General features: G+C 64.7%; 23 protein-coding genes and 1 tRNA gene. 11 read left to right on the forward strand and 13 right to left on the reverse strand.

Annotated elements, in window-relative coordinates; genetic code table 11:
- Positions 1-6 precede the first annotated feature (6 nt).
- The 3 genes from ACSVHC_RS10780 to ACSVHC_RS10790 all read right to left on the reverse strand — a co-directional run bounded on the left by ACSVHC_RS10780 (position 7) and on the right by ACSVHC_RS10790 (position 2,375).
- A complete protein-coding gene (locus tag ACSVHC_RS10780; RefSeq protein WP_437772002.1) occupies positions 7-531 on the reverse strand; it encodes a YbhB/YbcL family Raf kinase inhibitor-like protein in 525 nt (174 codons plus the stop codon).
- Positions 528-1,496, reverse strand: a complete 969-nt coding sequence (locus tag ACSVHC_RS10785; RefSeq protein ID WP_437772001.1) for a carbohydrate kinase family protein — start codon at positions 1,494-1,496, stop codon at positions 528-530. The genes ACSVHC_RS10780 and ACSVHC_RS10785 overlap by 4 nt, the downstream gene beginning before the upstream one ends.
- A gap of 69 nt (positions 1,497-1,565) precedes the next feature.
- A complete protein-coding gene (locus ACSVHC_RS10790; RefSeq protein ID WP_437772000.1) occupies positions 1,566-2,375 on the reverse strand; it encodes an alpha/beta hydrolase in 810 nt (269 codons plus the stop codon).
- 152 nt (positions 2,376-2,527) lie between these two features.
- On the opposite strand from ACSVHC_RS10790, the gene ACSVHC_RS10795 reads away from it, so the two are divergent.
- A complete protein-coding gene (locus ACSVHC_RS10795; RefSeq protein WP_059388901.1) occupies positions 2,528-3,631 on the forward strand; it encodes a GTP pyrophosphokinase in 1,104 nt (367 codons plus the stop codon).
- Between the two features lie 6 nt (positions 3,632-3,637).
- Positions 3,638-5,137, forward strand: a complete 1,500-nt coding sequence (locus ACSVHC_RS10800) for a SulP family inorganic anion transporter (RefSeq protein WP_437771999.1) — start codon at positions 3,638-3,640, stop codon at positions 5,135-5,137.
- An 80-nt stretch (positions 5,138-5,217) separates the two neighbouring features.
- Here ACSVHC_RS10800 and ACSVHC_RS10805 read toward each other — a convergent pair whose 3' ends face one another.
- From ACSVHC_RS10805 to ACSVHC_RS10820, 4 genes are all read right to left on the reverse strand, one after another.
- A complete protein-coding gene (locus tag ACSVHC_RS10805) occupies positions 5,218-5,838 on the reverse strand; it encodes a LacI family DNA-binding transcriptional regulator (RefSeq protein WP_437771998.1) in 621 nt (206 codons plus the stop codon).
- A 3-nt stretch (positions 5,839-5,841) separates the two neighbouring features.
- Complete coding sequence (locus ACSVHC_RS10810) at positions 5,842-6,576, reverse strand: LysR family transcriptional regulator substrate-binding protein (protein ID WP_437774108.1); 735 nt, start codon at positions 6,574-6,576, stop codon at positions 5,842-5,844.
- 69 nt (positions 6,577-6,645) lie between these two features.
- Positions 6,646-7,710, reverse strand: coding sequence for a sulfate/molybdate ABC transporter ATP-binding protein (locus ACSVHC_RS10815; RefSeq protein ID WP_437771997.1), 1,065 nt, complete (start codon positions 7,708-7,710; stop codon positions 6,646-6,648).
- Positions 7,707-8,510, reverse strand: a complete 804-nt coding sequence (locus ACSVHC_RS10820; RefSeq protein ID WP_437771996.1) for an ABC transporter permease — start codon at positions 8,508-8,510, stop codon at positions 7,707-7,709. The genes ACSVHC_RS10815 and ACSVHC_RS10820 overlap by 4 nt, the downstream gene beginning before the upstream one ends.
- 133 nt (positions 8,511-8,643) lie before the next feature.
- On the opposite strand from ACSVHC_RS10820, the gene ACSVHC_RS10825 reads away from it, so the two are divergent.
- Together ACSVHC_RS10825 and ACSVHC_RS10830 are read left to right on the forward strand one after the other, a co-directional pair.
- A complete protein-coding gene (locus tag ACSVHC_RS10825; RefSeq protein ID WP_236813998.1) occupies positions 8,644-9,093 on the forward strand; it encodes a DUF5997 family protein in 450 nt (149 codons plus the stop codon).
- Positions 9,094-9,243: 150 nt separating this feature from the next.
- Positions 9,244-9,861 (forward strand): hypothetical protein, encoded by a 618-nt coding sequence (locus tag ACSVHC_RS10830; protein ID WP_437771995.1) that lies wholly within the window; start codon positions 9,244-9,246, stop codon positions 9,859-9,861.
- 46 nt (positions 9,862-9,907) lie between these two features.
- Here ACSVHC_RS10830 and ACSVHC_RS10835 read toward each other — a convergent pair whose 3' ends face one another.
- From ACSVHC_RS10835 to ACSVHC_RS10855, 5 genes are all read right to left on the reverse strand, one after another.
- A complete protein-coding gene (locus tag ACSVHC_RS10835; protein ID WP_437771994.1) occupies positions 9,908-10,594 on the reverse strand; it encodes a GntR family transcriptional regulator in 687 nt (228 codons plus the stop codon).
- 33 nt (positions 10,595-10,627) lie between these two features.
- A complete protein-coding gene (locus ACSVHC_RS10840; protein ID WP_439180931.1) occupies positions 10,628-12,358 on the reverse strand; it encodes an acetyl/propionyl/methylcrotonyl-CoA carboxylase subunit alpha in 1,731 nt (576 codons plus the stop codon).
- Complete coding sequence (locus tag ACSVHC_RS10845; RefSeq protein WP_437771992.1) at positions 12,355-13,980, reverse strand: 5-oxoprolinase subunit B/C family protein; 1,626 nt, start codon at positions 13,978-13,980, stop codon at positions 12,355-12,357. The genes ACSVHC_RS10840 and ACSVHC_RS10845 overlap by 4 nt, the downstream gene beginning before the upstream one ends.
- On the reverse strand, positions 13,977-14,735 hold the full coding sequence (locus ACSVHC_RS10850) for a LamB/YcsF family protein (protein WP_439180932.1): 759 nt from the start codon (positions 14,733-14,735) through the stop codon (positions 13,977-13,979). The genes ACSVHC_RS10845 and ACSVHC_RS10850 overlap by 4 nt, the downstream gene beginning before the upstream one ends.
- Before the next feature lie 160 nt (positions 14,736-14,895).
- A complete protein-coding gene (locus ACSVHC_RS10855) occupies positions 14,896-16,287 on the reverse strand; it encodes a flavin monoamine oxidase family protein (protein ID WP_439180933.1) in 1,392 nt (463 codons plus the stop codon).
- 139 nt (positions 16,288-16,426) lie between these two features.
- Between ACSVHC_RS10855 and ACSVHC_RS10860 the strand changes: the two genes are divergently transcribed.
- Positions 16,427-17,110, forward strand: coding sequence for a TetR/AcrR family transcriptional regulator (locus ACSVHC_RS10860; RefSeq protein ID WP_437771989.1), 684 nt, complete (start codon positions 16,427-16,429; stop codon positions 17,108-17,110).
- Positions 17,111-17,237: 127 nt separating this feature from the next.
- Here the strand turns inward: ACSVHC_RS10860 and ACSVHC_RS10865 are convergent.
- Positions 17,238-17,320, reverse strand: a tRNA-Leu gene (locus ACSVHC_RS10865).
- A gap of 362 nt (positions 17,321-17,682) precedes the next feature.
- On the opposite strand from ACSVHC_RS10865, the gene ACSVHC_RS10870 reads away from it, so the two are divergent.
- Genes ACSVHC_RS10870 through ACSVHC_RS10895 form a run of 6 tightly spaced genes read left to right on the forward strand, consistent with a single transcriptional unit; the run spans position 17,683 to position 25,238 of the window.
- A complete protein-coding gene (locus ACSVHC_RS10870; RefSeq protein ID WP_437771988.1) occupies positions 17,683-18,426 on the forward strand; it encodes an FhaA domain-containing protein in 744 nt (247 codons plus the stop codon).
- Positions 18,427-18,431: 5 nt separating this feature from the next.
- On the forward strand, positions 18,432-18,914 hold the full coding sequence (locus ACSVHC_RS10875) for an FHA domain-containing protein FhaB/FipA (RefSeq protein ID WP_059390255.1): 483 nt from the start codon (positions 18,432-18,434) through the stop codon (positions 18,912-18,914).
- Positions 18,915-18,917: 3 nt separating this feature from the next.
- On the forward strand, positions 18,918-20,612 hold the full coding sequence (locus ACSVHC_RS10880; RefSeq protein ID WP_437771987.1) for a PP2C family protein-serine/threonine phosphatase: 1,695 nt from the start codon (positions 18,918-18,920) through the stop codon (positions 20,610-20,612).
- Positions 20,609-21,976 (forward strand): FtsW/RodA/SpoVE family cell cycle protein, encoded by a 1,368-nt coding sequence (locus ACSVHC_RS10885; protein WP_437771986.1) that lies wholly within the window; start codon positions 20,609-20,611, stop codon positions 21,974-21,976. The genes ACSVHC_RS10880 and ACSVHC_RS10885 overlap by 4 nt, the downstream gene beginning before the upstream one ends.
- Positions 21,973-23,430, forward strand: a complete 1,458-nt coding sequence (locus ACSVHC_RS10890) for a penicillin-binding transpeptidase domain-containing protein (RefSeq protein WP_437771985.1) — start codon at positions 21,973-21,975, stop codon at positions 23,428-23,430. The genes ACSVHC_RS10885 and ACSVHC_RS10890 overlap by 4 nt, the downstream gene beginning before the upstream one ends.
- The gene (locus ACSVHC_RS10895; protein WP_437771984.1) at positions 23,427-25,238 is read left to right on the forward strand and encodes a protein kinase domain-containing protein; all 1,812 of its coding nucleotides are present in this window, start codon (positions 23,427-23,429) and stop codon (positions 25,236-25,238) included. The genes ACSVHC_RS10890 and ACSVHC_RS10895 overlap by 4 nt, the downstream gene beginning before the upstream one ends.
- Positions 25,239-25,244 lie beyond the last annotated feature (6 nt).

The following is a 25,244-nucleotide window of genomic DNA, read 5'->3' on the forward strand; positions in this document are numbered from 1 at the left end:
CCAAAGCTAGCGCCGTTCGAAGTGGCCCGTGATGACGGCCCGGCCCAGCGTGTGGGCTGCCAGCTTGCGGACGAGCGCTTCCGTGGAGGCGCGGGCGTCGAGACCCAGTGGTTCGACGTCGACCGCGTGCACGGCCACGATGTACCGGTGCGGTCCGTGCCCGGGCGGAGGCGCGGCACCCAGGTAACCGGGGAACCCGGCGTCGTTCTTAAGTTGAACCGCGCCGGCCGGCAAGTGTGAACTGCCCTGAACGCCGGCGCCGGCCGGCAAGGAGTTCGTCCTGGCGGGGATGTTGACCACGGCCCAGTGCCAGTAGCCGCCCGCCCTGGGGGCGTCGGGGTCGAAGACGGTGACGACGTAACCCTTGGTGCCCTCAGGGGCTCCGCTCCAGCTCAACTGTGGGGATTCGTCCTTGCCGCCGGTCACGCCGAAGCGCTTGCTGGTCTGGGCCGGGCTGAGTGCGTCGCCGTCCTTCAGCGAGCCGCTGGTGACATCGAAGGATGGGACATGTGGAAGGTCGGCGTAGCTCATGGCTGCCTTTCGACGCTTGCCTTCGGCTCCGGGACGCCTAGGGCGTTGAGTTCGGCACGGGTCGGCGGGTTCGCGCCAGGCCGGGAGACCGTGATTGCCGCGGCGCGCGCCGCATGGTTGAGGAGTCCTTCGAGCACTTCGGCGGGCATGGCGTGCAGTTCGTCGCGGTTCTGGGCCCCTGCCAGTCCGCGATCAACGATTCCGGAGAGCAGGGCGGCCATGAAGGAATCACCCGCACCCACGGTATCCGCCACTTCTACCTTTGGGGTGTCCACGTGGGCCTCGCCCGCGGCCGTGACACCCCAGGGGCCGTCTGCGCCTCGGGTGACGACCACGACGGCGGGTCCCCCACTGCCGCCGAGACCGAGCCAACGCCGGGCCGATTCCAAGACGTCGACGCCGGGGTAGAGCCACTCGAGGTCCTCGTCGGATGCCTTGACGACGTCTGAAAGCGCCACGAAACGCTCCACCTGGGCGCGCGCATAGTCGCGGTCCTTGATGATGCTGGGCCGGCAGTTGGGATCGAAGCTGACAGTCGCGTTCGGATGGGCATGCTCGACGGCGCCAAGGACATCCGCTGCGCCCGGCTCCAACATAGTGGCAATGGAGCCCGTGTGCAGGAGCGATGTCCCTTGAAGCATGAAGGGGAGGCGCGCAGCGATGCCGGGAAGCTCCCAGGCGAGGTCGAAGGTGTAGCTGGCAGCGCCGTCGTCGTCGATCAGGGCGGTGGCCACGCTGGTGGGACTATCGTCGGGCGGCAGCGGAACCATGACGGAGCTGGAGCGAAGATGGGCCGCGATCGATTCCCCGTAGGCGTCTTTGCCGAAGCGGCCTATGAACTGGACTGCGTGGTCCAGCCTGGCCAGGCCCACGGCGACATTGAGCGGACTTCCGCCCACGTGGGCGTCGACTCCCGAGGAACGCTGGACGACATCAACCAGCGCTTCACCTATGACTGTCAGCATGGGACAACTCTGCCACGCGGATGTGGTGCGCGTCTCGCGATGACAGCCGGTGACTTTTTCAGCAAACCGTCACACCAGCAGCCGCTGCACCAACTCCCGGCACTTCTTGTACGCAACGGCCCTGGGGTCGATCAGGTCGAAGTGGTCGCCGGGCACCTTGAGGAACTGGGCCGCACCCCCGGAAGCCGTGGCTGCGGCAACATAAGCCTCGGACTGGCTGCACGGGACATCCTCGTCCGATGCGGCGTGGACCGCGAAGACCGGAACGGCGATAGGCAGCGACCTCATGGGGTCGGCATAGATATGCCGTTTGGGGTATCTGACCGAGTCGCCACCCATGAGGTTGTCGACGGCGCCGTTGCTCAGGTTGAGCCGCTCGGCGTCGGCCAGGTTCAGCAGGCCGGATTGGCTCACGACGCCGGTCAGGCGCACTGCCGCGCCGTTGTCATGCCGATGGAGCTGCCGGTCGGCGTCCGGGGCGCCGATCTTGGAGAGCTTGTCCCGCCCGGCTGCCCAGACCGCGAGATGGCCGCCTGCGGAGTGTCCCAGCGCCACCACTTTGTTCAGATTGAGTTCATGCTTGCCGGCGATCTCGCCCAGATGGTCGATCCCGTCGAGGATATCTTCGAAGGTATGCGGCCAGCCGCCACCGTTTCCCGCCCTCCGGTATTCAAGGTTCCAGGCGGCTATTCCATGCGCAGCGAGGTCCCTGGCAATCGGCTCACCGAGTTCCGCGCCGTACTGGGAGCGCCAATAGCCTCCGTGGATCACCACTACCACTCCGTCGGGTCGAGTGCGGTGTGGCTGCAGCGAATCTGGTACGAACAGCTCGCCCCATTGGCTGGAGTGCTGACCGTAGTAGTACTTGTGCCGCTTCATCGTGTCCTCCTTTGTGCCGAGCCTATCGCGGAGGAGCGCCGCGGAGGGGGAGCCGTCGTGGTTTGCGCGCGGACACAGGCAAAAGGAGCGCCTGGTAACGCCAGCGGGTCCGGCTCCGCTTCACTGTCGTCCCTCCACCGTAAGCTGGAGGCATGGCTAGCAATTGGGACAGCTTGGATCCTCAGCTGCGCGAATCAGTACAGGCGAACGTTGAGCTTTACGAACGCGTCCGTCCTGCCCTGAAACTCGTCACCCGCGACGTCCTGTTGACCCTGCGGGACATGCTCAAGAACAGCGAGTCCGTGCCCCTCTTCGTCACGGGACGCACCAAGACGGTCGAATCTTTCCGGGAGAAGATTTCCCGCACCGAGGTGCCCCTGGAGGGGGGTCCACGGGTACTGAAGTTCCCGGACCCGTTCCGGACCCTGAACGACATGGTGGGGCTGCGCGTCATCACCAAGCTTCCGGCCGAGAACGCCGCGGTTGCCAACTTGATCAAGCGCCAGCGCCAGCTTTTCGATTGCCGCGGCGACCTTGAGAAGGACATCGGCTCCATCGAGTCCGGCACCTACGGATATTCGAGCCGACACCTTATCCTCCGTACCATCCAGAACGAGTCCGTGAAGGCGTACCAGCAGGTCTTCAATCCGGACATTCCGCCAAACGGCAGCTACTTCTTCGAATGTCAGATCCGTACGGTCTTTGCGCACGCCTGGAGCGAAATCGAACACGACATCCGCTTCAAGGCCGAGGATCCGCGCGCTTGGACGCCGCATTTCGACCGCCAGTTCACCGCCACAGCGGCAATGCTGGAAACCGTCGAGAGCGCCTTCGCCGACCTCCACGAACGCTACGAGGAAGTCCGCGGCTATTGGGATCTCGATGGTGAAGGTTCCATGCCCCTCACGCCCAACCGTGTGCGGGACGTTTGGCGGACGCTGCTTCCGCATGTTGACCGTAAAGTTGATGACGACTGGGGTTGGGCTGCGGAGCTTCTTGCGGCCCACGGACTGAACAAGACCGTGGAACTCGCCGGGCTCCTCAGCGCCAACCGGATCACCGAGGTCCGCAAAGCCCTGGACCACCGTTACTCCCCCGGACCGGACCGCCTCCTGGATGACCTCCTGCTGTGGCAGTACGGCACTGAACACATCGACCTCACCGCTGAGGCGCCCGACGTCGTCCCCCACCCCCGGAGGGACAGCCTCCAGCGGCGTCTCAAGCAGATTGAGCGGTACCGCCTAACCAACAGCTAAGGACCCATGACACCCGAGCAGCTCCAGTCCCTCCGTTTCACCCTGCGCTCGCCCCGCAGGCTCAAGACGGAAGCATTGGCCGGCTTGGTTGTGGCGCTTGCGCTCATTCCAGAGGCCATCGCGTTCTCCGTGATCGCCGGCGTGGATCCACGGATCGGGCTCTTCGCGTCGTTCACCATGGGAGTCACCACCGCGATCGTGGGTGGCCGTCCGGCCATGATTTCCGCGGCCACCGGCGCCGTAGCACTCGTCATTGCCCCGGTCATGAAGGATCACGGGCTCAACTACTTGATTGCCACGGTCATCCTGGCCGGGGTCTTCCAAATCGTCCTGGCGGTCCTGGGTGTCACTCGGCTCATGCGCTTCATTCCTCGTTCGGTGATGATCGGATTCGTGAATGCCTTGGCCATTCTGGTGTTCATGGCCCAGTTGCCCGAGCTGATCGGCGTTCCCTGGATGGTCTACCCGATTGTGGCCGTGGGGTTGCTGATCGTCTTCGGTTTGCCCAGAATCACGACGGCGGTGCCCGCGCCATTGGTGGCGGTCGTCGCCCTCACCATCGTCTCGGCGCTGGCCGGCATCCGCGTCCCCACTGTGCATGACAAGGGCGAACTCCCCAACAGTCTTCCCGGCTTCTTCCTGCCCAACGCGCCTTTGACCTGGGAAACCTTCCAAACGATTGCCCCATTCGCCTTGTCCATGGCGCTCGTGGGCCTCCTGGAGTCCCTCCTGACGGCCAAGCTCGTGGATGACATCACGGATACCCGCTCCAACAAGACCCGGGTCTCATGGGGCCAGGGGATTGCCAACATCGTCACCGGTTTCCTGGGTGGTTTGGGCGGCTGCGCCGTGATTGGGCAGACCATGATCAACGTGAAGGGTTCGGGTGCCCGCACCCGGCTGTCGACGTTCCTGGCCGGCGCGTTCCTGCTGGTGCTGGTGGTAGTCCTCGGGGACGTGGTGGGCATGATTCCCATGGCCGCTTTGGTGGCCGTGATGATCTTCGTTTCCCTCATCACCTTTGACTGGCATTCGATCCGGCCGGCAACGCTCAAGCGACTCCCGAAATCCGAGACCGGCGTCATGCTCGTGACCGTGGCTGTAGTGGTGGCGACGCACAACCTGGCCATCGGAGTCGGGGCCGGCGTGCTCACGGCCATGGTGCTGTTTGCCCGCCGAGTGGCCCACTTCGCCACGGTCGAGCGGAGCGAACTCGGGCTCAACGGCCGGACCGTGGCGAGCTACACGGTGGATGGCGAGTTGTTCTTCGCTTCCTCCAACGACCTCTACACACAGTTCGACTACGCGAAGGATTCCTCGGAGGGAATCGACCACGTGGTCATCGACCTGCACGCTTCGCACATTTGGGATGCCTCCACGGTTGCCGTACTTGATTCCGTTACCGAGAAATACCGCAAGCACGGCCGGGAGGTGGAGCTGATTGGCCTCAACGCGGCCAGCATCCGGATGCGCGAACGGCTGGCAGGCAAGCTCAACGCAAACTAACGTCCCCGGACCCCCAACTGACTCGCATTTGTTGTCGTTATGAGCCGCCAAAACGACAACAACTGCGAGTTAGTTGGGCGCTACGGAGTCTTGAACTCCCAAGGCGCGGCCTTGATGGTTCCCGCGCCAATGGTGCGGCCGGCGAGCCGATCCAGAAGCAGGGTGATGGCGCCTTCGAGGGCTTCCGGTTCCGGAGTCCCACCCGCGGATCCAGGTGCCAGGACATCGAATCCGGCAGGCTGCATGGTGTCCGAAATGATGACTTGTGCTACTCCGCGCCGGGCCAGCTCGCCCACCGTGAGGTCAAGAAGGGTCCCGGGCGGAAGAGCCCCGATGATGGCACCGTCGGCACCGCCGGAGAGCATGAACCGCCGCCACCCTTCGCCGATGAGGATCACGGGCAGGTAGCCGTGCTGGGGCAAAATGCGTGCAGCGGCCGTTGCCAAGGCCCGGTCCCACGGCCATTCCAGGTCGCCGATGGCAATCGCCACGAGGTCGGTCTTGCCGCGGCGCATTCCGCGGGCCGCCTGGTTCGGTACGTAACCCAGTTCCTTGGCCGCGGCCTGGACACGCTCTTGTGTTGCTTCGCTGATCCGGGTGGTCCCACCAAGCCGTCCGGACAAGACATAGGACACCGTGGTGAGGGAGACGCCCGCACTCTTGGCGACGTCCCGGATGGTCGGCTTCGCTCCAAGTCCCATCGCCTAGCGCTTTCCTTTCTTGCGGGAGCCCTTGCCCCGGCCCTTGTCGGGGTTCGGCGCATAGCGCTGAGCCACCGCCGGCTTTTTGGCGCCGGTGCCGCGCCGGTCCGGCTTGGGTGCCTTCTTGGGCTTCTCCTGCTGCGCCGAAGGCTGCCGCGAGCTCTGGGCGGTCCGGCCCCGGACAATGCCGATGAATTCCTCGATGACCTCGCTCGTGGAGTCGCTCGGCCAGGCAAGGGCGATCTGCGTACCTTCGGCCCCGGTCAAGCGCCGCGCCACCGTGTCCTTGACGCTGAAGTGCCGGGCCACGGACATCGGCAGGATCACGAGACCGGCGCCCGAGGCCACCACTTGCATGGCCATCTCCGGCCCGCCCATACCGGCGACATCCAGGAAGTTCTCCTCCACGAGGTCCTCCAGAGCGACCTCTTCGAACACTGAGATTTCGTGACCCTTCGGGGCCACCACCACCGGCTGCTCTTCGTAGAGCGGAATAACGTGGAGTCCATCGCGATCTACGGGCAAGCGCACAAAGCTGAGATCCGCGGAACCATCGCGCAGAACCTCCAGCTGCGCGCCGTCGTCGGACATGAACGAGTGCAGCGGAACATCGGGCATGCGCTCTTCCCAGCGCCGGATCCATTTCCCGGGCGTCACGCCGGCAACGTAAGCGAATGTCAGCCCCTCGGGAGCGCTTGTTTCAGCTTCGGAGGCGTCGGGGGCACCGACGGCGGGCAGGGATTCTTGATCGGATGGCACCAGTTCACAGTACCGCGCGGGCGGTAGCCAACGCAGCGCCGGTCCAGGCTACGCCGCGTAGACCTGGACCGCCGTGGCCTTGACCACGAAGTGGACGCGCGAGCCGGGTTCGAGTCCCAGCTCGGCGGAGGCTGAGGGCGTGATGTCCGCTGCCAAATCGCCGGCCCGGACCCTGATGTGGTCCCCGTGCGGTTCAAGATCGGTGATTGCAACCGGGAACGAGTTGCGCGGGCTTCCGTGGGCGGCGTCCAGGAAGATGGAAACGGCCGACGGCGGGAAGGCCGCGACGCCGGGCTGGCCCGGTTCCGCTTCGTCATCGAGATGTCCCGCGACGTGCAGTCCGGGAAGCTCCTCTGTGGCGAACGTCCTGAGTCCGTCCTCCGTGACCGTGCCCGCCATGAGGTTCACCCCGGCCAGGCCGGCTGCGAACTGGCTACGCGGACGCCGGAACACTTCACGGGTGGCGCCTTCTTCCACAATCCTGCCCTTTTCCATGACGATCACGCGGTCCGCGAGCATGAGGGCATCCAGGACGTCGTGGGTGATGATCAGGGCGCGACGTCCGGACAGCACGCGTTTGAGGAGCCGACGCAGGTGCGGGGCGGCGTGGATGTCCAGCGCGGACATCGGCTCATCGAGGAGCAACAACTCGGGACTGGCCGCCAGCGCGCGGGCCACTGCAACACGCTGGGCTTGTCCCCCGGACAACTGCCCGGGCTTCCGCCCGGCAAACTCCATGACGTCGACTTCGACAAGCCAATGCCGCGCAGTCTCGCGTGATTCCGTCCGGGAGGCGCCGGCGCTGCGCGGGCCGAAAGCCACGTTGTCGAGGACGCTCAGGTGCGGGAAAAGCAACGGTTCCTGGGCCAACAGCGCCGTACCGCGAAGGTGCGGAGGGGTCCATACCCGGCTGCCGCCGTCGAGATTGAAGAGGACCTGGTCCCCCAGTCGGGCAGAGCCGGCGTCCGGCCGCAAGAGCCCCGCCGCAACGGAAAGGAACGTCGACTTTCCGGCACCGTTGGGTCCGAGGATCGCCACGGTCTCCGCCTGTCCGAGGCTCAAGGACACGTCCAGGTTGCGGGCGCGGACGGTGGCGTCGATGTGGAAACTCATGCGGCTGCTTCCGCCGGAATGTCCGCGCGGTGCGGACGCCGGTAAGACAGCCCGACGACGATCACCGCCACCGCGACGAGCACGAGTGAAAGGGCGACGGCAGCGTCTGCGTCGGTCTCTCGCTGGAGGTAGATTTCCAGCGGCAGGGTCCGAGTAACACCTTGCAAGCTCCCTGCGAAAGTCAGCGTGGCCCCGAACTCGCCCAGGCTGCGGGCAAAGGAAAGCACCGCACCGGACGCGAGTCCCGGGAGGACCATAGGTACGGTCACGCGCCGCAGGATGGTGGTAGGGCGGGCGCCGAGCGTCGCGGCAACAGCTTCGTAGCGGTTGCCTGCCGTCCTCAAGGCACCTTCGAGGCTGACCACCAAGAACGGCAGGGCGACGAACGTCTGGGCCAGGACCACCGCCGTCGTCGAAAAGGCGATTTGAATGCCCGCGACCTCAAGGCTCTTCCCCAGAAGCCCCTGCCGCCCGAACGTGTAGAGCAGCGCGATGCCGCCCACCACCGGCGGCAACACCAGGGGCAGGAGGACGAAGGCGCGGAGTAGCCGCTGCCCTCGGAAGGGCCGGCGGGCAAGGACAAGCGCCAAGGGGATGCCCAGGACAACGCAGAGCGCGGTGCTCGCGGCAGAGGTACGAAGGCTGAGCCCCAACGCTGTAATCGAGGACTCGGAGGTCACCAGCGGGATGAATTGCGCCCAATTGACCTTTGCGACCATGGCAGCCAGCGGTAGCAGGACGAACAAACCGCCCAGTACCGCAAGGCCATAGACCCACCGTGGAATCCCGCTGAAGTTCATCAACGCCCGCGGTACGCCGAGGCTTGCGTCACCAGGACTTTCCGGGCGGCCCCGGCGACTCTTATGTGCGGCATGGATTCATCCTAGAACAGCGGCTGTGCCACTTCGCTGCGGTGGCGGATACCCTTGAACCATGACCTCTGCAAACTCCCAGTCCATGAAGCCGGCCACCGTTGCCAAGAAACTTGGCATCTACCTGCCTGCAACACCCCAGGAGTTCCAGGATTCGGAAATCACCCGCGCCGATTTCGCCGAGCTCCAGGCCAACGCGCCGGAGTGGCTCGCCGAGCTCCGCCGGACGGGTCCGCACCCCCGTCCCGTGGTGGCACAGAAGCTGAATATCTCCATCAGCGGCCTCGCCCGCGGCGGAATCACCGAACCTCTGACGACGGCGGAAATCACCGAACTGCTCGAAGCTCCTCCGCAGTGGCTCGTCGTCGAGCGCGCCACGCACGCAGCCGTACGCTCCGAGGCAAAGCGCATCAAGGAAGAAGCTGCCAAAAAGGAAGCTACGAAAGAAGCCAAAACCAACGCCACTGCCAAGCGGGACGCGCCCAAGGCTTCCAAGCGGGACCACGCTTAAGCTCCAACCGGACTTGCCGAGCAAGGCAGGACACCCCGGACAGGGTGTCCTGCCTTGCTGCTTTTAAGCGCGATTCGGGCTCTCGCCTCCGCGTCTTCCTCGGCGCATACTGATTTCAAAGGGGTGCGCATTCGCGTGGAGGTGGTCCGATTGCCCGCCACAACTGGAATCCAGCTGCCGGTCTGGGAGATCGGGCTGTGGGCAATTTTGCTCATGTGCGCGGTGGCCTTCACCGTCAACACCGTCCGCAAAGGGGTCATCCATGGAGCCCCCGACGGCGGCCGCCCCGCCTTGCAGGGGCCCCTCGGCCACCGTGATCGGGACCTCGTCAAAGAGCCGGACGCCACCTTCTGGAACATCTTCGCCGGACTCGTGGTGATTGTCCCCGCAGTCGTCATTCCCGCCTTGGCCTCGCCCGCCGTCGGGCTCTCGATGCTTTTCCTTGGCATGGGTTCGGGCGTTGCGGCATTTGCCGTCGGCCGGAAACTGGAGCAAAAGCGACAAAGCCGCAGCGGCTTCACGGAAGCGGCGACCCGTCACGATGCCCTCCTGGCCCGCTGGCAAAGATATGAACTGGATCCCGCCAAGGGCATCGACTTCCCCGGAATGAGCGACGTCAACGTTCCGCAGACCGCGGCCTTGGTGCGCGCGCTGCAGGAAGCCCAACGCTGCCGCCCGACAGCGGGGACGGACTATGCCCGCGCCGTCGAGCAGTTGGATGTTGCGATGGCCGAAGCCGAAGCGGCGGCGGGCGTTTCTGCTCCATAGCTGGCTCACGCCTTGCGTGGTCGCATTGTGTGGTGGCGCAGGCGCCTTACGGAACAGCCCCGATGTGCACCAGGAGTTCGTGCTCGGCACCGTCGAGGTAGCGGCGCAATTCGGCAGCAGCCTCTTCACGCTGTCCGCTACGGATCTGGGCAACCAAAGCGGCGTTCCGTTCCACGTAGTGGCCGTGGAAGTCGGGAGTGGTGGCCATGGCGTGGAAGACCAATCGCATCTCGGCCAGCACCTTCTCCATCAATGCGTCCAGGGAGGCACTTCCGGACAACGACACCAAGGCCTTGTGCAGCTCCTGGTTGGCATCCGCCATGCCGGCCACGGATCCCTCGGCAAGGGCGGTCCGGGCTTTGTCGACGATGACGTCCATAGCGTCCAGGGCTCCCGACGGGACGTCGCCCCACAACACCGCAGCCGGCTCGATCAGGCGGCGCACCCGGTAGATTTCGCGGACGTCGTCTGCTCCGGGGGCTGCCACGAACACGCCGCGGTTGGGAATCCGCTGGACCACGGATTCACCCGCGAGCACTGTAAAGGCCTCCCGCAGGGTGTTCCGGGAAACGCCGAGCGCCTCGGACAAAGCCTGCTCGGAGAGCTTCGTGCCGGGCGGCAACAAGCCATCGGAGATGCGCTGGCGAAGCTGGGCGGCAACCCACGCTCCAGTGTGGGCGTGGGTTGCGTGGCCGGCGTCGGCGATTCCTTGAAGCGCAGCGTTCATGGGCATGCCCTAAATCTACCGAACGGCGACCGGGCAAGCTCAGCCGATGCTCGCGAGCACCTCCCCGCGCCCGACCGCGGTGCCCGGCCCGTGCGGACCACGCGCCACGGTGCCGGAACGGTGGGCAGGGACGGTGGTTTCCATCTTCATCGCCTCCAACACGGCCACGGGCTGTCCGACTTCGACGACCGCACCGTCCTCAACCAGCCACTTCACCAGCGAGCCGGACATCGGCGATGCCAGACCGGATTCGTCGGCCACCGGAGCCGAAACAGCAGCGACGGAACCGCCACCTCCGCTCATCAGCGCTTCGAACAAGCGAAGGGGGAGCCCAAGCTGCACCGCCTTGCCGTCCAGTTCCACCGTGAACGTGCTGCGTTCGGAGCCGGGGGCCACGCGGGCGATCTCGGGAGACGCGGCCAACTCCTCGGCGAACTCGGTCTCGATCCACGTCGTGTACACGCCGAGCTTGTCCTCCGAGGTGAAGGCCCCGTGGCGGACCACCGCCCGGTGGAAGGGAAGCACGGTGGGCAAACCCTTGATCTGCATCTCGTCCAGGGCGGCCCGGGCGCGGCGCAGGGCCTGCTGCCGGTCCTCGCCCCGGACGATCAGCTTGGCCAGGAGGGAATCATATTCTCCGGGAACCACCGAGCCGTAGCGAACCCCGGAGTCCACGCGGATACCAGGACCGGTGGGTGCTTCGAAGACCTCCACCGTGCCGGGCCCCGGCAGGAAGCCGCGCGCGGGATCCTCGGCGTTGAGACGGAACTCGAAGGCGTGTCCTTTGGGCTCAGGGTCTTCCACCAGGGAAAGCCTGCCGCCAGCGGCAATCCGGAATTGTTCGCGGACCAGGTCCACCCCGGACGTTTCTTCGGTGACGGGATGCTCTACCTGCAGGCGTGTGTTGACCTCCAGGAAGGAGATGGTGCCATCCACGGCCACGAGGTATTCCACGGTCCCGGCACCGTAGTATCCGGCCTCGCGGCAAATGGCCTTGGCCGATTCGTGGATGAGCATGCGCTGTTCAGGGCTCAGGAAGGGTGCGGGGGCCTCCTCCACAAGCTTCTGGTTGCGGCGCTGCAGCGAGCAATCGCGGGTTCCCAGAACCACCACGTTGCCGTGCATATCCGCCAGGATCTGAGCCTCGACGTGCCGTGGCTGGTCCAGGAAGCGTTCCACGAAGCATTCGTCGCGTCCGAAGGCCGCCTTGGATTCACGCACGGCCGATTCGAACGCGTCCTCGATGTCCTCCAGGCGCCGCGCAATCTTGAGCCCGCGTCCGCCGCCGCCGAAAGCAGCCTTGATCGCCACCGGCATTCCGTATTCCAAGGCAAATGCAAGTACTTCAGCGGCGTTGGCCACCGGACCGTCGCTGCCAGGAACGAGCGGAGCCCCCGCGCGGACGGCAATCTCGCGGGCGACCACCTTGTTTCCCAGCTCCCGTATGGACTGCGGTGCCGGGCCGATCCAGGTGAGGCCGGCGTCGATCACGGCTTGAGCGAAATCCGCGTTCTCCGAGAGGAACCCATATCCGGGGTGTACGGCGTCGGCACCGGAGCGGCGCGCGACGTCGATCAGCTTGGCGATGTCCAAGTATGTCTCCGCGCCGGTGGAACCGCCCAGTGCGTAGGCCTCGCCGGCAAACCGCACGTGGAGGGAATCGGCGTCGGGATCCGAATACACGGCGACAGACTCCAAGCCCTCGTCCGAGCAGGCACGGGCAATCCGCACGGCGATCTCGCCGCGGTTGGCGATCAGGACCTTCTTCATGGCTGGTTTCCTTCGGTGACAGCGCCGGTAGCGGCAGATTCAAGTGGTTCAAGGGTTGCGGGGTCCACGATCCTGAACCGCACGCTGTGGCCGGGCGGCAATTGCGCCGCCGTCGGCAGGTCTTCGGGTACGACGACGGCAATCACCGGATACCCGCCGGTCACCGGGTGGTCGGCCAGGAACAGGACCGGGTGTCCGCTGGGTGGCACTTGGAGTGCGCCGGCAACGGCACCTTCGCTGGGGAGCTCGCCGGCGCCGCGGTCGGGGTTTCGTTCGAGCGCACGGTTGCTTCCGGGCCTGAGCCGGACACCGATCCTGTTCGACTGTTCGGTGGTGATCCAGTCCTCCCCCGTAAGCGTCTCCAGGGCGCGGGAATCGAACCAGTCGTCCCGAGGGCCTAAGGTGATCCGGAGTTCCGCGGAGCCCTTTCCCAGACGGAGCGTGGATTCCTCGGGAGCGCCGACCATCTGGAACATAGGCGCTTTCCCTACGGGGAGGCGGGTCCCGGCCGACAACGGCGAGGGACCGATTCCGGACATCGAGTCGCTTGAGCGACTGCCGAGCACCGGATGCACATCAATTCCGCCGCGGACGGCAAGGTAACTGCGGGCCCCGAGCGTAGGCTCTCCCAGGCTGAGGGTTTCGCCGTCCAGGAGAACGAAGGGCGCGCACATCGCCGCGCGGCGGGCCGGAGTCCCCGACGCATCGCGGGTTTCCAAGGGCACCACCGCTCCGGCAACAGCGATCACCTGGTCGCCGACGGCCCGGACCGAGAGTCCGCCCAGCACCGTTTCCACAACCGCCGCACCGGGTTCGTTGCCCACCAAGCGGTTGGCCTGGCGCATCGACTGCTGGTCCGCAGCGCCCGCGGCTGAAACTCCCAGATCTCCCAGTCCCGGGCGGCCGAGGTCCTGGACCAGCGATTGCAGTCCGGGTGAGTCCACCACCAGCGCGGGTCCGGTCACTTCGCGGACCGCGTGCCCAGTTGGAGTCAGCGCAACGGCCTCGCGGACGGCAACATACCGGACAGTGTCTCCCGGTCGAACAAGCGCCGGTGACTCGCGCCCGAGATCCCAGAGGACCGCCGTCGTACGCCCAATCAGCTGCCAGCCGCCCGGGGATTGCCGCGGGTAAACGGCGGAAAACGTTCCGCCGAGCGCCACGGAACCGGCCGGAACGGCGGTGCGTGGCGAGCTCCGGCGCGGAACGTCGAGGGTGTGGTTCTCGCCGAGCAAATACGTGAAGCCCGGGGCGAAACCGCCGAAAGCCGCGGTCCAGAGCTGTCCAGTGTGCGCGGCCACGACGCCGTCCCGGCCCAGACCGGTGAGGATGCCCACCTCGGCGAGGTCCTCGCCGTCGTACACCACTTCGATGGTGACGTCGCGGGAACTGTCGCGTGGCACCGTTCCCAGGTCGACATGCCCGACGGCGGTGCGTGCCGCGAGTGCCTCGGCATGCGTGCCGAACTTGAGAAGTACGGTGGCTGCCGCGGCGACCGCATCGAGCTGGCCGGGCAGGGGCTCGGCAAGCAAGCTGGAATGAAACGCCAGCACGGAAGGGAGGTCGGAAAGTTCCACCAGCAGGGCGCGCGGGCCCGCCCATCGTATTCCCGTAAGGCTCACGCGAAGCTCCGTACGGTGACGCCCGCTGCCTCGAGTCCTTCACGGACGGCGGCTGCCATGGCCACGGCGCCGGGAGTGTCTCCGTGTACGCAGATGCTTTCGGCGTGGACGTTAAGCACAGAACCGTCGCGGGCCACGATTTTGCCCTGCGTTGCCAGGCGGACCATGTTCTCGGTGATGGCAGCGTGATCGTGGAGCACCGCGCCTTCTTCGCGGCGCGACACGAGGGTACCGTCCGCGTTGTAGGCCCGGTCGGCGAATGCCTCGGCTACTCCGCGGAGCCCCTTCGCTTCGGCTTTGGCGAGTGCGACGGAGCCCGGCAGGAGAAGCAGCGGGAGTCCGGGACTGAAGGCATGGACGGCGTCGGCCACTGCTTGGGCATGGACTTCGTGGTGGACGATCGCGTTGTAGAGGGCGCCGTGTGGTTTGACGTACTTGATCTCAGAACCGGCCGCGTGGGCCAAAGCTTGGAGTGCGCCGAGTTGGTACAGAACGTCGTCGGCCAGTTCCGTGGCGGAGCAGTCCAGGAATCGTCGGCCGAAACCCGCGAGGTCCCGATAACCCACGTGGGCACCGATGGTCACCCCGGCAGCGACGGCCGCGCGGCAGGTGCTGGCGATAGTGCTGGGATCTCCGGCGTGGAATCCGCAGGCGACGTTGGCACTCGACACGTAACGGAAGACTGCGGCGTCGTCGCCCATGATCCAGTTGCCGAACGATTCTCCGACGTCGCTGTTGAGGTCAATAAAAGGCATTGTGATCCCCGTCTCAGGTTGAATACCTCACTATCATGCCTGAAACATCAAGATTGTTCAACAATCTTGCCCATGGGCCCGGTTGCCCTGATTCCAAGAGTGAGGTCTCGTCCCTTTCAACGAGCGAAAGAGCCGAGACCTCACGTTTGGATTGGATCGACTACGCCACCGGTACCGCAGCGACGCGGTTGTTGGCGGTGACGATCCTGGCGGCCGTTGCCTGGCCCATCCGGACTGCTCCGTCAACGTGCTGATAGCCTTCCGCAGCCAGATCGGAGGAGGACCAGTAGATGGGTCCGACGTTGGCGTGCTGGTCCTTGCCGTAGCGGTGCAGGCCACCCAGGTCATAGCTGGCCGCATAGGCTCCGCGGGTCCATTCCTCGGAACCCCAGTCGGATTCGTAGTAGACCTCGGCATCCAGGGCCTTCTCGCCCAGGAAGCTCGCAATGGACTCAAGGACCTTCTTCTTGCGGTCCTCGGCGCTGAGCTCGAAGACGGCGTCTGCCTTTTCGTCCGAAATGAAGCCCACCAAGGTGCCGCGCGTGTCCCCGTGGTTGGTGTTGTCGTAGACCTCCTGGACCAGGGCGTCGGCGCCGAAGCCCGTGCCGGACAGTCCGTCTTCGCGCCAGAACGGCGTGCTGTAGACAGCGTGCACCTTGATGACGAGGCCCAGGGACTGGTGCTGGTGCATCTGATGCTGGCGGCGCGGCAGCGGCGGGTTGTAGGACACGCGGGAGTACAGGTTCGGCGGGACGGCCATGATGACGAATCGCGCGTTGACGGTTGCACGCTCGGACTCGACGGTGACGCGATGGCCTTCACCGGCCGGCTCCCAATTGATGGTGCGGACCGGGCTGTTAAGTACGACGTCGTCACCCAATTCCGCGGCTATCAACAGGGAGACCTGCTGCATGCCGCCAATAACCCTCTTGTCCAGGATGAAGTCTTCGTCCGTCAGGTTGGAGAAGGAACCTGCCGAAGCCGCCATCAGCACTGCTTGCAGCGCAGAGAAGGCATGGGCCGGCTTGGTCAGCATTCCACCGGCGATGAAGAGGCCGATGTTGTTGCAGGCTTCCTCGTCCGTGGAGTTCTGGCGCAACCAGTGGTGGAAGGATATGGTGTCCAGTTCGCGGGACTTGGGGTGGGCCCAAGGCTCCTCCGGGCCGATCTCGGCAGCGAGGCCGTCCAGGATGGCAATGAGCTTGTCCATCTCGGCTGCAGTGGTTTCGCTGACCGGGAAGGAAGCCCCGGTGTAGCGGGTGCGGCTGCCGTCCGGCGCGAGGTAGACAGATTCGCCGTCGCGGTAGCGGGAGTACATCGTGAGGCCCAGTTCGTCCAGGAGCCCCATGAGGGCGGTCTGGTCCGGGGACACCCACTGTCCGCCGATTTCCAGCATGGCCCCGTCAATGGTGTCGGTCCATGTGCGCCCACCGACGCGGTCGCGTGCTTCGAGTACGGCAACGCTGAGTCCGGCCTTCTTCAATTCGCGGGCGGCCGTCAACCCCGACGGACCGGCACCGACAATTACAACGTCGCGATCAAGATTCAACATGATGTCCTTTCTGTGGCCGTCCCCGTTGGCTGACCAATAAATGAATGACGTTCATTTATCTCAACTGTAGCTGGCTTGGCTCCGGCTGTGAAGACCCAAATGGAATAATGCATTGACACAGCCTCCAGAAAGGTCAGCGATGCCTGAACCCACCCCCGCCCCGGGCGAGACCAAAGCGCGCCGCAGGGCAGGACGGCCAATGGCGGCGGTCCTGGACCAGGATGGAATCACTGCAGCGGCGCTGGAACTGATCAGCAAGAAGGGCTACGACGGCCTCACCATGGCGGCCCTCGCGCGATCCCTAGGTGTAGCGCCGTCGGCCCTTTACAACCATGTGTCCTCCAAGGATGAGGTCCTCAAGCTCGTGGAAGAAGACCTGATGTCCAAGGTCGACTTCGGCGGTTTCAGCACGCTCCCCTGGGAGGAGGCCGTCAGGCAATGGGCATATTCCTACCGCGGTATCTTCGCAAGGCACACCCCGCTGATCTCGGTGATCGCGGTCCTTCCCGTGACGGACGCCCCGCAGACGCTCGCAATGTACGAAGCCGTCACGGAGGGATTCCTCCGTGCGGGTTTCCCGGAGAAGCAGATCATCCCAAGCATCGTAGCCCTCGAGGCCTATATTTTCGGTGCTGCTTTCGACGCGAACGCGCCGGCGGACATTTTCGATTCCGGCCGCTTGGCCGACTCCACGCCGCACTTCACTTCGGCGGTCCGCAGCCTTGGACCTGAACGGAACAACTACCCGTCCGACCTCGCGTTCAGCATGGGCTTGGATGCCCTGATCACCGGGCTCGGCGCGCTCCGGGCATCGCCCAACTAGCTCGCAGTTGTTGTCGTTATGAGCCGTCAAAACGACAACAAATGCGAGTCAGTTGGGTGTTCAACACGGGTCAGTTGGGTGTTAAACAAAGGAACCCCGGTCAGAGACCGGGGTTCCTTGAATTGCGTGCGCGAGGGGGGATTTGAACCCCCACACCCTTTCGGATACTGGCACCTGAAGCCAGCGCGTCTGCCGTTCCGCCACTCGCGCGCAACTTCCTTCGCCCGGGCCGTACCTGGTTTCCCCGGCCTTACCCCTGCGAAAGCAGCGAGATCAAGCATAACGGACAACCCGCTGAAAACACCAATCGACCAAGAACGAGGCCGTAAAACCCCGGGACGCCACGGATTGCCGGTTGCCCACAGCATACGGAAATCCGGCGAGGAGCATCCCGAAATGATGCAGGCCGGCGAACTTTTCCGGCGTTCCAGCCGTTGTGGAATAAGGCCATTCACAGTCTTGCCCAGTAGTATCGGGGTTGAAGACAGGCTTCTCGCGTGCGCTCCGGCCACTGCGGGGATTCGTCTTGGCTACTGATACTGCAGGGTCAACGAAGCGGAAGGAGAAAGACCATGGGCTTGCTTGACAGGGTTGAGCGCGGCATCGAAAAGGCCGTCCGCGGCGTCTTCTCCACCGGTTCGCGGGCTCGGGTGGAGCCGGTGGAGATAGCGAGCAAACTTCGCCGAGAACTGGACAACCAGTCCATCACTATTTCGGCCGGCCGCACCTTGGCTCCCAACGTCTTCGATGTCCTCTTGAGCGATCAAGACTTCGCGCGCGCCCAGGACTGGGGAACTCCCCTGGCCGAAGAATTGTGCGACGTCGTCATCCAGCACGTGCGCAGCCAGGGTTACATCCTGCAGGGTCCGGTACGGATCTCCTTCCGTCACGACGAAGCCCAGCGCGAAGGCCATTTCGAAATCACGTCCCGCACGGAGAAATCCGACCGGGCGGCAGCGCCGGCTGCTCCTCGGCCCGTTGTCCCCGCGGCGCCGAGCCGCGAGCCCACCCGGCTCCAGCCTGTCCTGGACATCGGCGGACAACGCTATTCCCTCAACGCGCCTTCCATCGTGCTGGGCAGGTCATCCGAGGCCGACATCCTGGTGGATGATACCGGCGTCTCGCGCAAGCACTTGGAAATCCAGACGGCCGACGGAGTCATCCGCGCCGTCGACCTCGGTTCCACCAACGGAAGCTACGTCAACGGCCATAAAGTGGACGGCAGTGTGGAACTTACTGACGGATCCACCATCACCATGGGACGGACCAAGATCATCTTCAGACTTCTCCCCCAGCCCTCTGGTGGGCGCCCGTGAGCGACATCAGTGAACTGACCATCACCGCCCTCCGCTTCGGCTTCCTGCTGTTGCTGTGGATTTTGATCTTCAGCATCGTCTCGACCATGCGTCGTGATCTCGTGATCGGCCGCAAAGCAGCCATGGGAACTCCGACGGCGCGCGAAGTACGCAAGCACCCGGAGCTCGCCCCCGCGCCACCCCAGCCCGTGAAGCAACAGGCGCACCAGCTCGTCGTCGTCGAAGGCCCGCTCAAGGGGACCACGCTTCCTTTGGCCGCGAGCCCGATTCTCCTGGGCCGCGCACAAGAGGCCACGTTGGTCCTCGAGGATGATTATGCTTCGGGCAGGCACGCGCGCTTGTTCCCCCAGGGCAGCCGATGGTTCATCGAAGATCTTGGCTCCACCAACGGCACCTACCTCGCCGATCAGCAACTGACCCGCGCCCTGCCGGTGGAGCTTGGTGTCCCCGTGAGGATCGGCAAGACGGTCATCGAATTGAGGGCGTAGCCCATGGCTTCCCCCCAAGCTTCCGAGGGCAAGGCTCTGCCTCCGGACCTCCCCCTCATCATGCGTTACGCGGCGCGGTCCGACGTCGGGCGTGTCCGCTCGAAGAACGACGACTCTGCGTATGCCGGCCGGCATCTTGCCGTCGTGGCGGACGGAATGGGCGGGCACGCGGGCGGGGACGTCGCCTCGGCATCCACCGTGCTGGACATGATCCACCTCGATCACGATTCCTACCCGGACGGCGCGGAAACAGTCCTGGCAGACGAAATCCAGACTGCCAATTCCCTACTCTCCGAGCTCGTCCACGTGGACCCGAAGCTCGCAGGCATGGGCACCACGGTCACCGCCCTGCTCCTCGAAGGCAGGCGGCTGCACTTCGCGCACATCGGCGATTCCCGCGCCTACCGCCTGCGCAATGGCAAATTCGAGCAAATCAGCGTGGACCACACTTTCGTCCAGAGGCTGATCGACGAAGGCCGCCTGCGCCCCGAGGAAGCCGAGACCCACCCGCACAAAAACGTCCTCATGCGCGTTCTGGGCGACGTGGACGCGAGCCCCGAGCTGGACCTGGACGAGCTCGACGTCGTACCGGGCGAACGCTGGCTCCTCTGCTCCGATGGCCTGAACTACGTCCAAGGCGCGGTCGTGGAGCAAGTCGTCCGCGAAACCAAGGACCTCGCCGAGTGCGCTGAACTCCTCGTTGAGCTCACGCTCGCCAACGGCGCTCCCGATAACGTCACCGTGGTGCTGTTGGAAATCGTGGAAGAGACCGGCGACAACCTCAGCACGGCCGCCGTCGACGTCGTCCGGGAAGCACCAGTGCCGCCGAAAGCGGCCGATCCCGGAAAGTCCGCGCAGAGCAAGGACAGCGCGCACGGCAACGATGCGGCAGCCCAGGTCAAAGAGTCCGGAGCCAACAGCCCCGCAGCCGCGGCAAATCCCACCGCAGCGGCGGGTCCCGTAGCGGGTTCGGCAAAAGCCGCCGGGACCCCTGAGCCTCCGACGGCGACGGACCCGCACCTTGGCGAGCACCTGTCAGCCGAGATCCTCCGCGAAGAACTCGCAAGCCGTCCCCACGAACTGGTCGGTGCCGCCGCGACCGCGGCCGATACGGGTTCGATTCCGACCATAGCCGGACGCAGCGTTGCACGCCGGGCTGCCACGGTGCTGACCCACAAGGCTGAACAGGACCGCCAGGATCCGCAACCGCTTGCCGTCCGGAAACGGCGCTGGCTGACGCCGGCCATTGCCGCGGTCTTGGCCATTTTCGTGGTCGCCGGGCTGTGGCTCGGCTATGCGTGGACCCAAACACGCTACTACGTCGGTGAATTCAACCAGCACGTCGCGATTTTCAACGGCATTTCACAGAGCCTTGGCCCGTTCCAGCTCTCGAAAGTAGAGGCCACGACGGGCATCCGCATGGATTCTTTGCCTGAATTCACGCAACAAGTCGTTCGCCAGACCGTTCCGGCGCGGGATCTCGCCGATGCCCAGCAAATTGTGAAAAACCTGCAGGAAAAGGGCACCACGGGGCTGCCCGTCAATTGCCCCACGGGCACAGCCAAGCCGACGGCGAGTCCCACCCCCACGGCAAGCCCGACGCCTGCAAGCCCGAGTCCGGCAAGCCCGGGTCCTTCGAACCCGCCAACATCGTCACCCACGGCCACGGCTGCCCCTACGTGCGCGGTGTCGCGATGATTCTGGCCATCACCACACCCAAGCCCCGCCGCAACGTCGAGCTCGTCCTGCTGGTCCTTGCCCTCGCTGTGGGAATCGGCGCCAGCGCCATGGTCGGGCTCAACAGTCCGGCCGCTTTCGACGGCGATTTCTGGTTCCAGTCGAGTCTCTTGATCGTGGCGGCATTCGCTTTTCACATGATCCTCAGGTTCCGCGCAAAATATGCCGATCCGATCATCCTTCCGATCGTCGTTGCCCTCAACGGTTTGGGACTGGCCCTCATCCATCGCATGGACCAGCCAGGCGAGGATACGGGTAACAACCAGTTGCGCTGGACCCTCCTGGCCATGGCCGTGTCAATCGTCGTGATTTGGTTCCTCAAGGACCACCGCCTCCTTCGCCGTTTCACTTTTATTTCGCTTGCGGCCAGCGCAGTTCTCCTTGTGCTGCCGCTCGTTCCCGGTATCTCCGCTGGCGAGGTGCTCGGCGCCAGCGTCTGGATCCGGATCGGTCCCATGACTTTCCAACCAGGCGAAATCGCCAAGATCACCCTGGCTATATTCTTCGCAGGTTATCTTTCCTCCAACCGGGACCTCATCCTGCTTGCCGGGCGAAAAATCGGCCCCATGCAATTGCCGCGCTTCAAGGATCTTGGACCGATGATCACGGCTTGGCTCGTGAGCATCGGCATCCTCGTGTTCCAGCGGGACCTCGGCACGTCAATCCTTTTCTTCGGCTTGTTCATCGTCATCATTTACGTGGCAACAAGCCGAATCAGCTGGGTCGTCATCGGAGTCGCGCTGATCCTTGGCGGTGGATTCCTGGCATCCAGGTTCTTCTCGCACGTCGCGTTCCGCCTGGACAGCTGGTGGAACGCCTTCACCCCCGAAGTCTTCGACCGATCCCCGGGCGGCAGCGGACAGATCGTCCAAGGCCTCTTCGGCATGGCCGATGGCGGCCTCGGAGGCACAGGGCTCGGACAGGGCAGGCCGGATCTGGTGCCGTTTGCCAACAGCGACATGATCGTGGCCCTCATCGGTGAGGAACTCGGACTGATCGGTCTCTTTGCCATCGTGATGCTCTACATGCTCCTCTTCACGCGCGGGTTCCGCGCGGCTCTTGGCGCGCGGGACGCGTTCGGCAAGCTCTTGGCTTGTGGCCTGTCCTTTGCCATAGCGCTGCAGTGCTTCGTAGTGATCGGCGGCGTCACGCGGCTCATCCCCCTGACGGGGCTGACCACTCCATTCCTTGCTGCGGGCGGTTCCTCCTTGCTTGCCAACTGGATCATCGTGGGCTTGCTGCTCATGATTTCGAACACCGCGCGCGGCCCGGTGGACACTACGCCCATTACCCATGCCCCCACAGAGGCGGTGCAGACCTCATGAACCATTCCATACGCAATTCGTGGATGGCAGCAGTTGCCATGTTCGCCCTGCTCTTTGGCGCGATCAGCTATGTCCAGGTCATCGGCGCCGGCGACCTCAATGACAATCCGTGGAACCAGCGCGCCGTCCTGGCGAACTACTGCAACGACCGCGGTGCCATCATCGTGGGCGGCAAGCCGATCGCCGAATCCGTCGCCGGAGACGAAACCTGCAAGTACCAGCGCAGTTACGCCCAACCGGAGCTCTACGCCGGGATCACAGGCTACTTCTCCAGGACTTACGGGTCCACCGGACTCGAGCAGCAGCTCCGCGATGAGTTGGCAGGCAGCTCCGACCAGCTCTTCCTTGACCGTGTGAGCCAGATTTTCCTCGGGAGCCAGCCGAAGGGCGCCTCGGTGGAATTGACCCTCGATCCCGTGATCCAGAAGCTGGCATACGACCTCATTCCTGACGGTCAGCGCGGCTCAATTGTCGTCACCAACCCGAAGACGGGTGCCATCATCGCGATGGTTTCCAAGCCGTCCTATAACCCCAACCTGATCGCCACGCACGATCCCGCCAAGGAAAAGGCCGGTTACGATCAAATCAACCAGGTCCCCGGCATCAACCTCAACCAGTCCGTGAGCGGGCCCACCGGCGAACTGTTGGCGCCCGGTTCCGTGTTCAAGCTCGTCGATACCGCGGCTGCATTGAGCTCCGGAAAGTACAACAAGGACAGTGTCTTGCCGAACCCGGACAGCCTGCCCTTGCCCGGTTCGAACGCCTCGCTGCCGAACTATGCCGGCGGCAACTGCTCAACCCGCAACACAGCCGATTTCCCTTTCGCCCTGGAACAGTCGTGCAACACGCCCTTCGCGAGCATCGCCCTGGACCTGGGTCAGAACGCCATCGCGGACCAGGCCAGCAAGTTCGGCTTCGGACAGGATTTCGGGGACCAGCTCAAGCTGCAGTCCGCGGTCAGTGTCTTCCCCAAAAATCTGGACCAGGCGGCCCTGGCCCAGTCCGCCGTCGGGCAGCGTGACGTCAGGGCCACTCCGCTGCAAATCGCCATGATGACCGCCGCTATTGCCAATAAGGGCGTCCAGATGAAGCCGAACCTTGTCAAGACTGTGCGGGCACCTGACCTGCGCGTCATCAGCGAGCCCAAGGCCGAGGCGCTGCGCACTTCCACCACGCCCGATATCGCCAGCCAGATCACACAGTGGATGACCGACGTCGTATCCAAGGGCATTGCGAGCGGTGCCGCGGTGCCGGGAGTCCAGGTGGCCGGCAAGACCGGTACGGCGCAACTCGGCGATTCAGGCTTGAACAACTCATGGTTTACCGGGTTCGCCCCGGCCAACGACCCGCAGGTAGCCGTCACCATTGTCATGGAAGGCGTTGATGTGTCTACAGGCGCAAAGCTAACCAGTCCGAACGCGAAGAAGATTTTTGAGGCGGTGTTGAACAAGTGAGGCCTACGTCAGGAATCACCCTCGGCGGCAGGTTCCAGCTGACCAGTCGCATTGCGATTGGCGGCATGGGAGAGGTCTGGAGGGCAAAGGACCAGATCCTCGGCCGGATCGTCGCCATCAAGGTACTCAAGGAGGAATACACCGGTGACCCCGGGTTCCTCCAGCGGTTCCGCGCCGAGGCCCGCCACACTGCGCTGCTTAATCACGTGGGAATAGCCAACGTCTTCGACTACGGAGAGGAAGACGGCTCCGCCTACCTGGTCATGGAATTGGTACCAGGTCAGCCGCTGAGCAGCATGCTGGAACACGAGCAGGTCCTTTCCCCGGACCGCACCCTGTCCATCATTTCCCAGACAGCCCGGGCGCTGGCCCCCGCGCATGCCCAGGGCCTGGTGCACCGGGACATCAAGCCGGGCAACCTGCTGATCACGCCGGACTTCCGTGTCAAGATCACCGACTTCGGTATCGCCCGCCTGGCAGACCAGGTTCCGCTCACGCAGACCGGCCAAGTCATGGGTACGGCGCAGTACCTGGCTCCGGAGCAGGCCACCGGACAAACGGCAACAGGCGCCTCGGACATATATTCCCTCGGGATTATCGGCTACGAGTGCCTCACAGGGCATCGTCCGTTCTCCGGCGAATCCCAGATCGCCATTGCTCTGGCCCAGGTCAACGACGCCCCGCCGCCGCTGCCTGAAAGCCTGCCTACCCCGGTACGCGCCCTGCTGATGTCCATGCTCGCCAAGGATCCGAGGAACCGTCCTGCGGATGCCATCAAGCTGGCTGAAGCCGCAGAGGCGATCCGTGCCGGCGACATTGCCAAGGCACACGCCGCCGTGCCCGGGATGTTGCTGTTCGAATCGGCCACGGGCCCCATCACCGCACCCACGGACATCGCCACCGCGCCCACCGGCATTGTCACCTCGCCGTACGGGAGGGAAGCACGGTCGACGTCGACGTCGGCGCTCCCCGTGGTCGGCGCCGCAGCCGCCGGAGCCGCAGCGGTAGGGGCCGCAGCCGAAGGTGGAAATTCGCTGGCCCGTGCCAACGCCCTGGCCGCCGAACGCAGTTTGGATCAGGCCGGCGAGCACAACCAGTACATCCATGAAGAAGAGGAGTACCAGGAGGAGCCGCAGCGGAAGAAACGCAGCCCGTGGACGTGGCCGCTCATTGCACTGATCGTGCTCGTTCTGCTCGCCGTGGTGGGGGCGATCCTGACCCAATCCGGGCTGTTCTCGCCCAGCAGGCCGGCACCGGCGAGCACCACCCCTCCGGCCCAGGTCTCTAGCGCACCGCCAACCTCGGCAACTCCGAGCCCAACGGAGACCTCGGCCAGCCCCACGCCCACCACGTCCACCCCCGATACGATCAACCTGATCCCGGAGCAGTACAAGGGACAGCCGTACGACAAGGTGCGCTCGGACCTCAATGCACTCGGCCTCGCGGTCAACGGCGTCCAGGTCTTCGATCCATCCACGCCCGGCACTGTCATCGACATCAATCCTTCCGGTCCCGTGGCCAAGGGATCGACCATCACCGTCAACTACTCCAAGGGACCGCAGATGGTCACGGTGCCGACCATCGGCAAGGGAGCCACCGAATCGCAAGTACAGGCCACCATCGAAGGTGCGGGCCTGCGCTGGGTCACGGGAGCCCCCGTTGACGGAGCAACCGGCCAGGCGCCGGGAACATTCGTCAGTTCCGATCCTGCAGCCGGGCAGAAAGTACCGGCCGGGTCCGTCGTGACCTATCACCTGTCCAAGCCGACCACGAACCCGTCGTCTCCTTCCCCTAAGACCACCCCGTAGGACACC

Origin of the sequence: Arthrobacter sp. KNU-44 (assembly GCF_051843155.1) — a bacterium.
GTDB lineage: Bacteria > Actinomycetota > Actinomycetes > Actinomycetales > Micrococcaceae > Arthrobacter.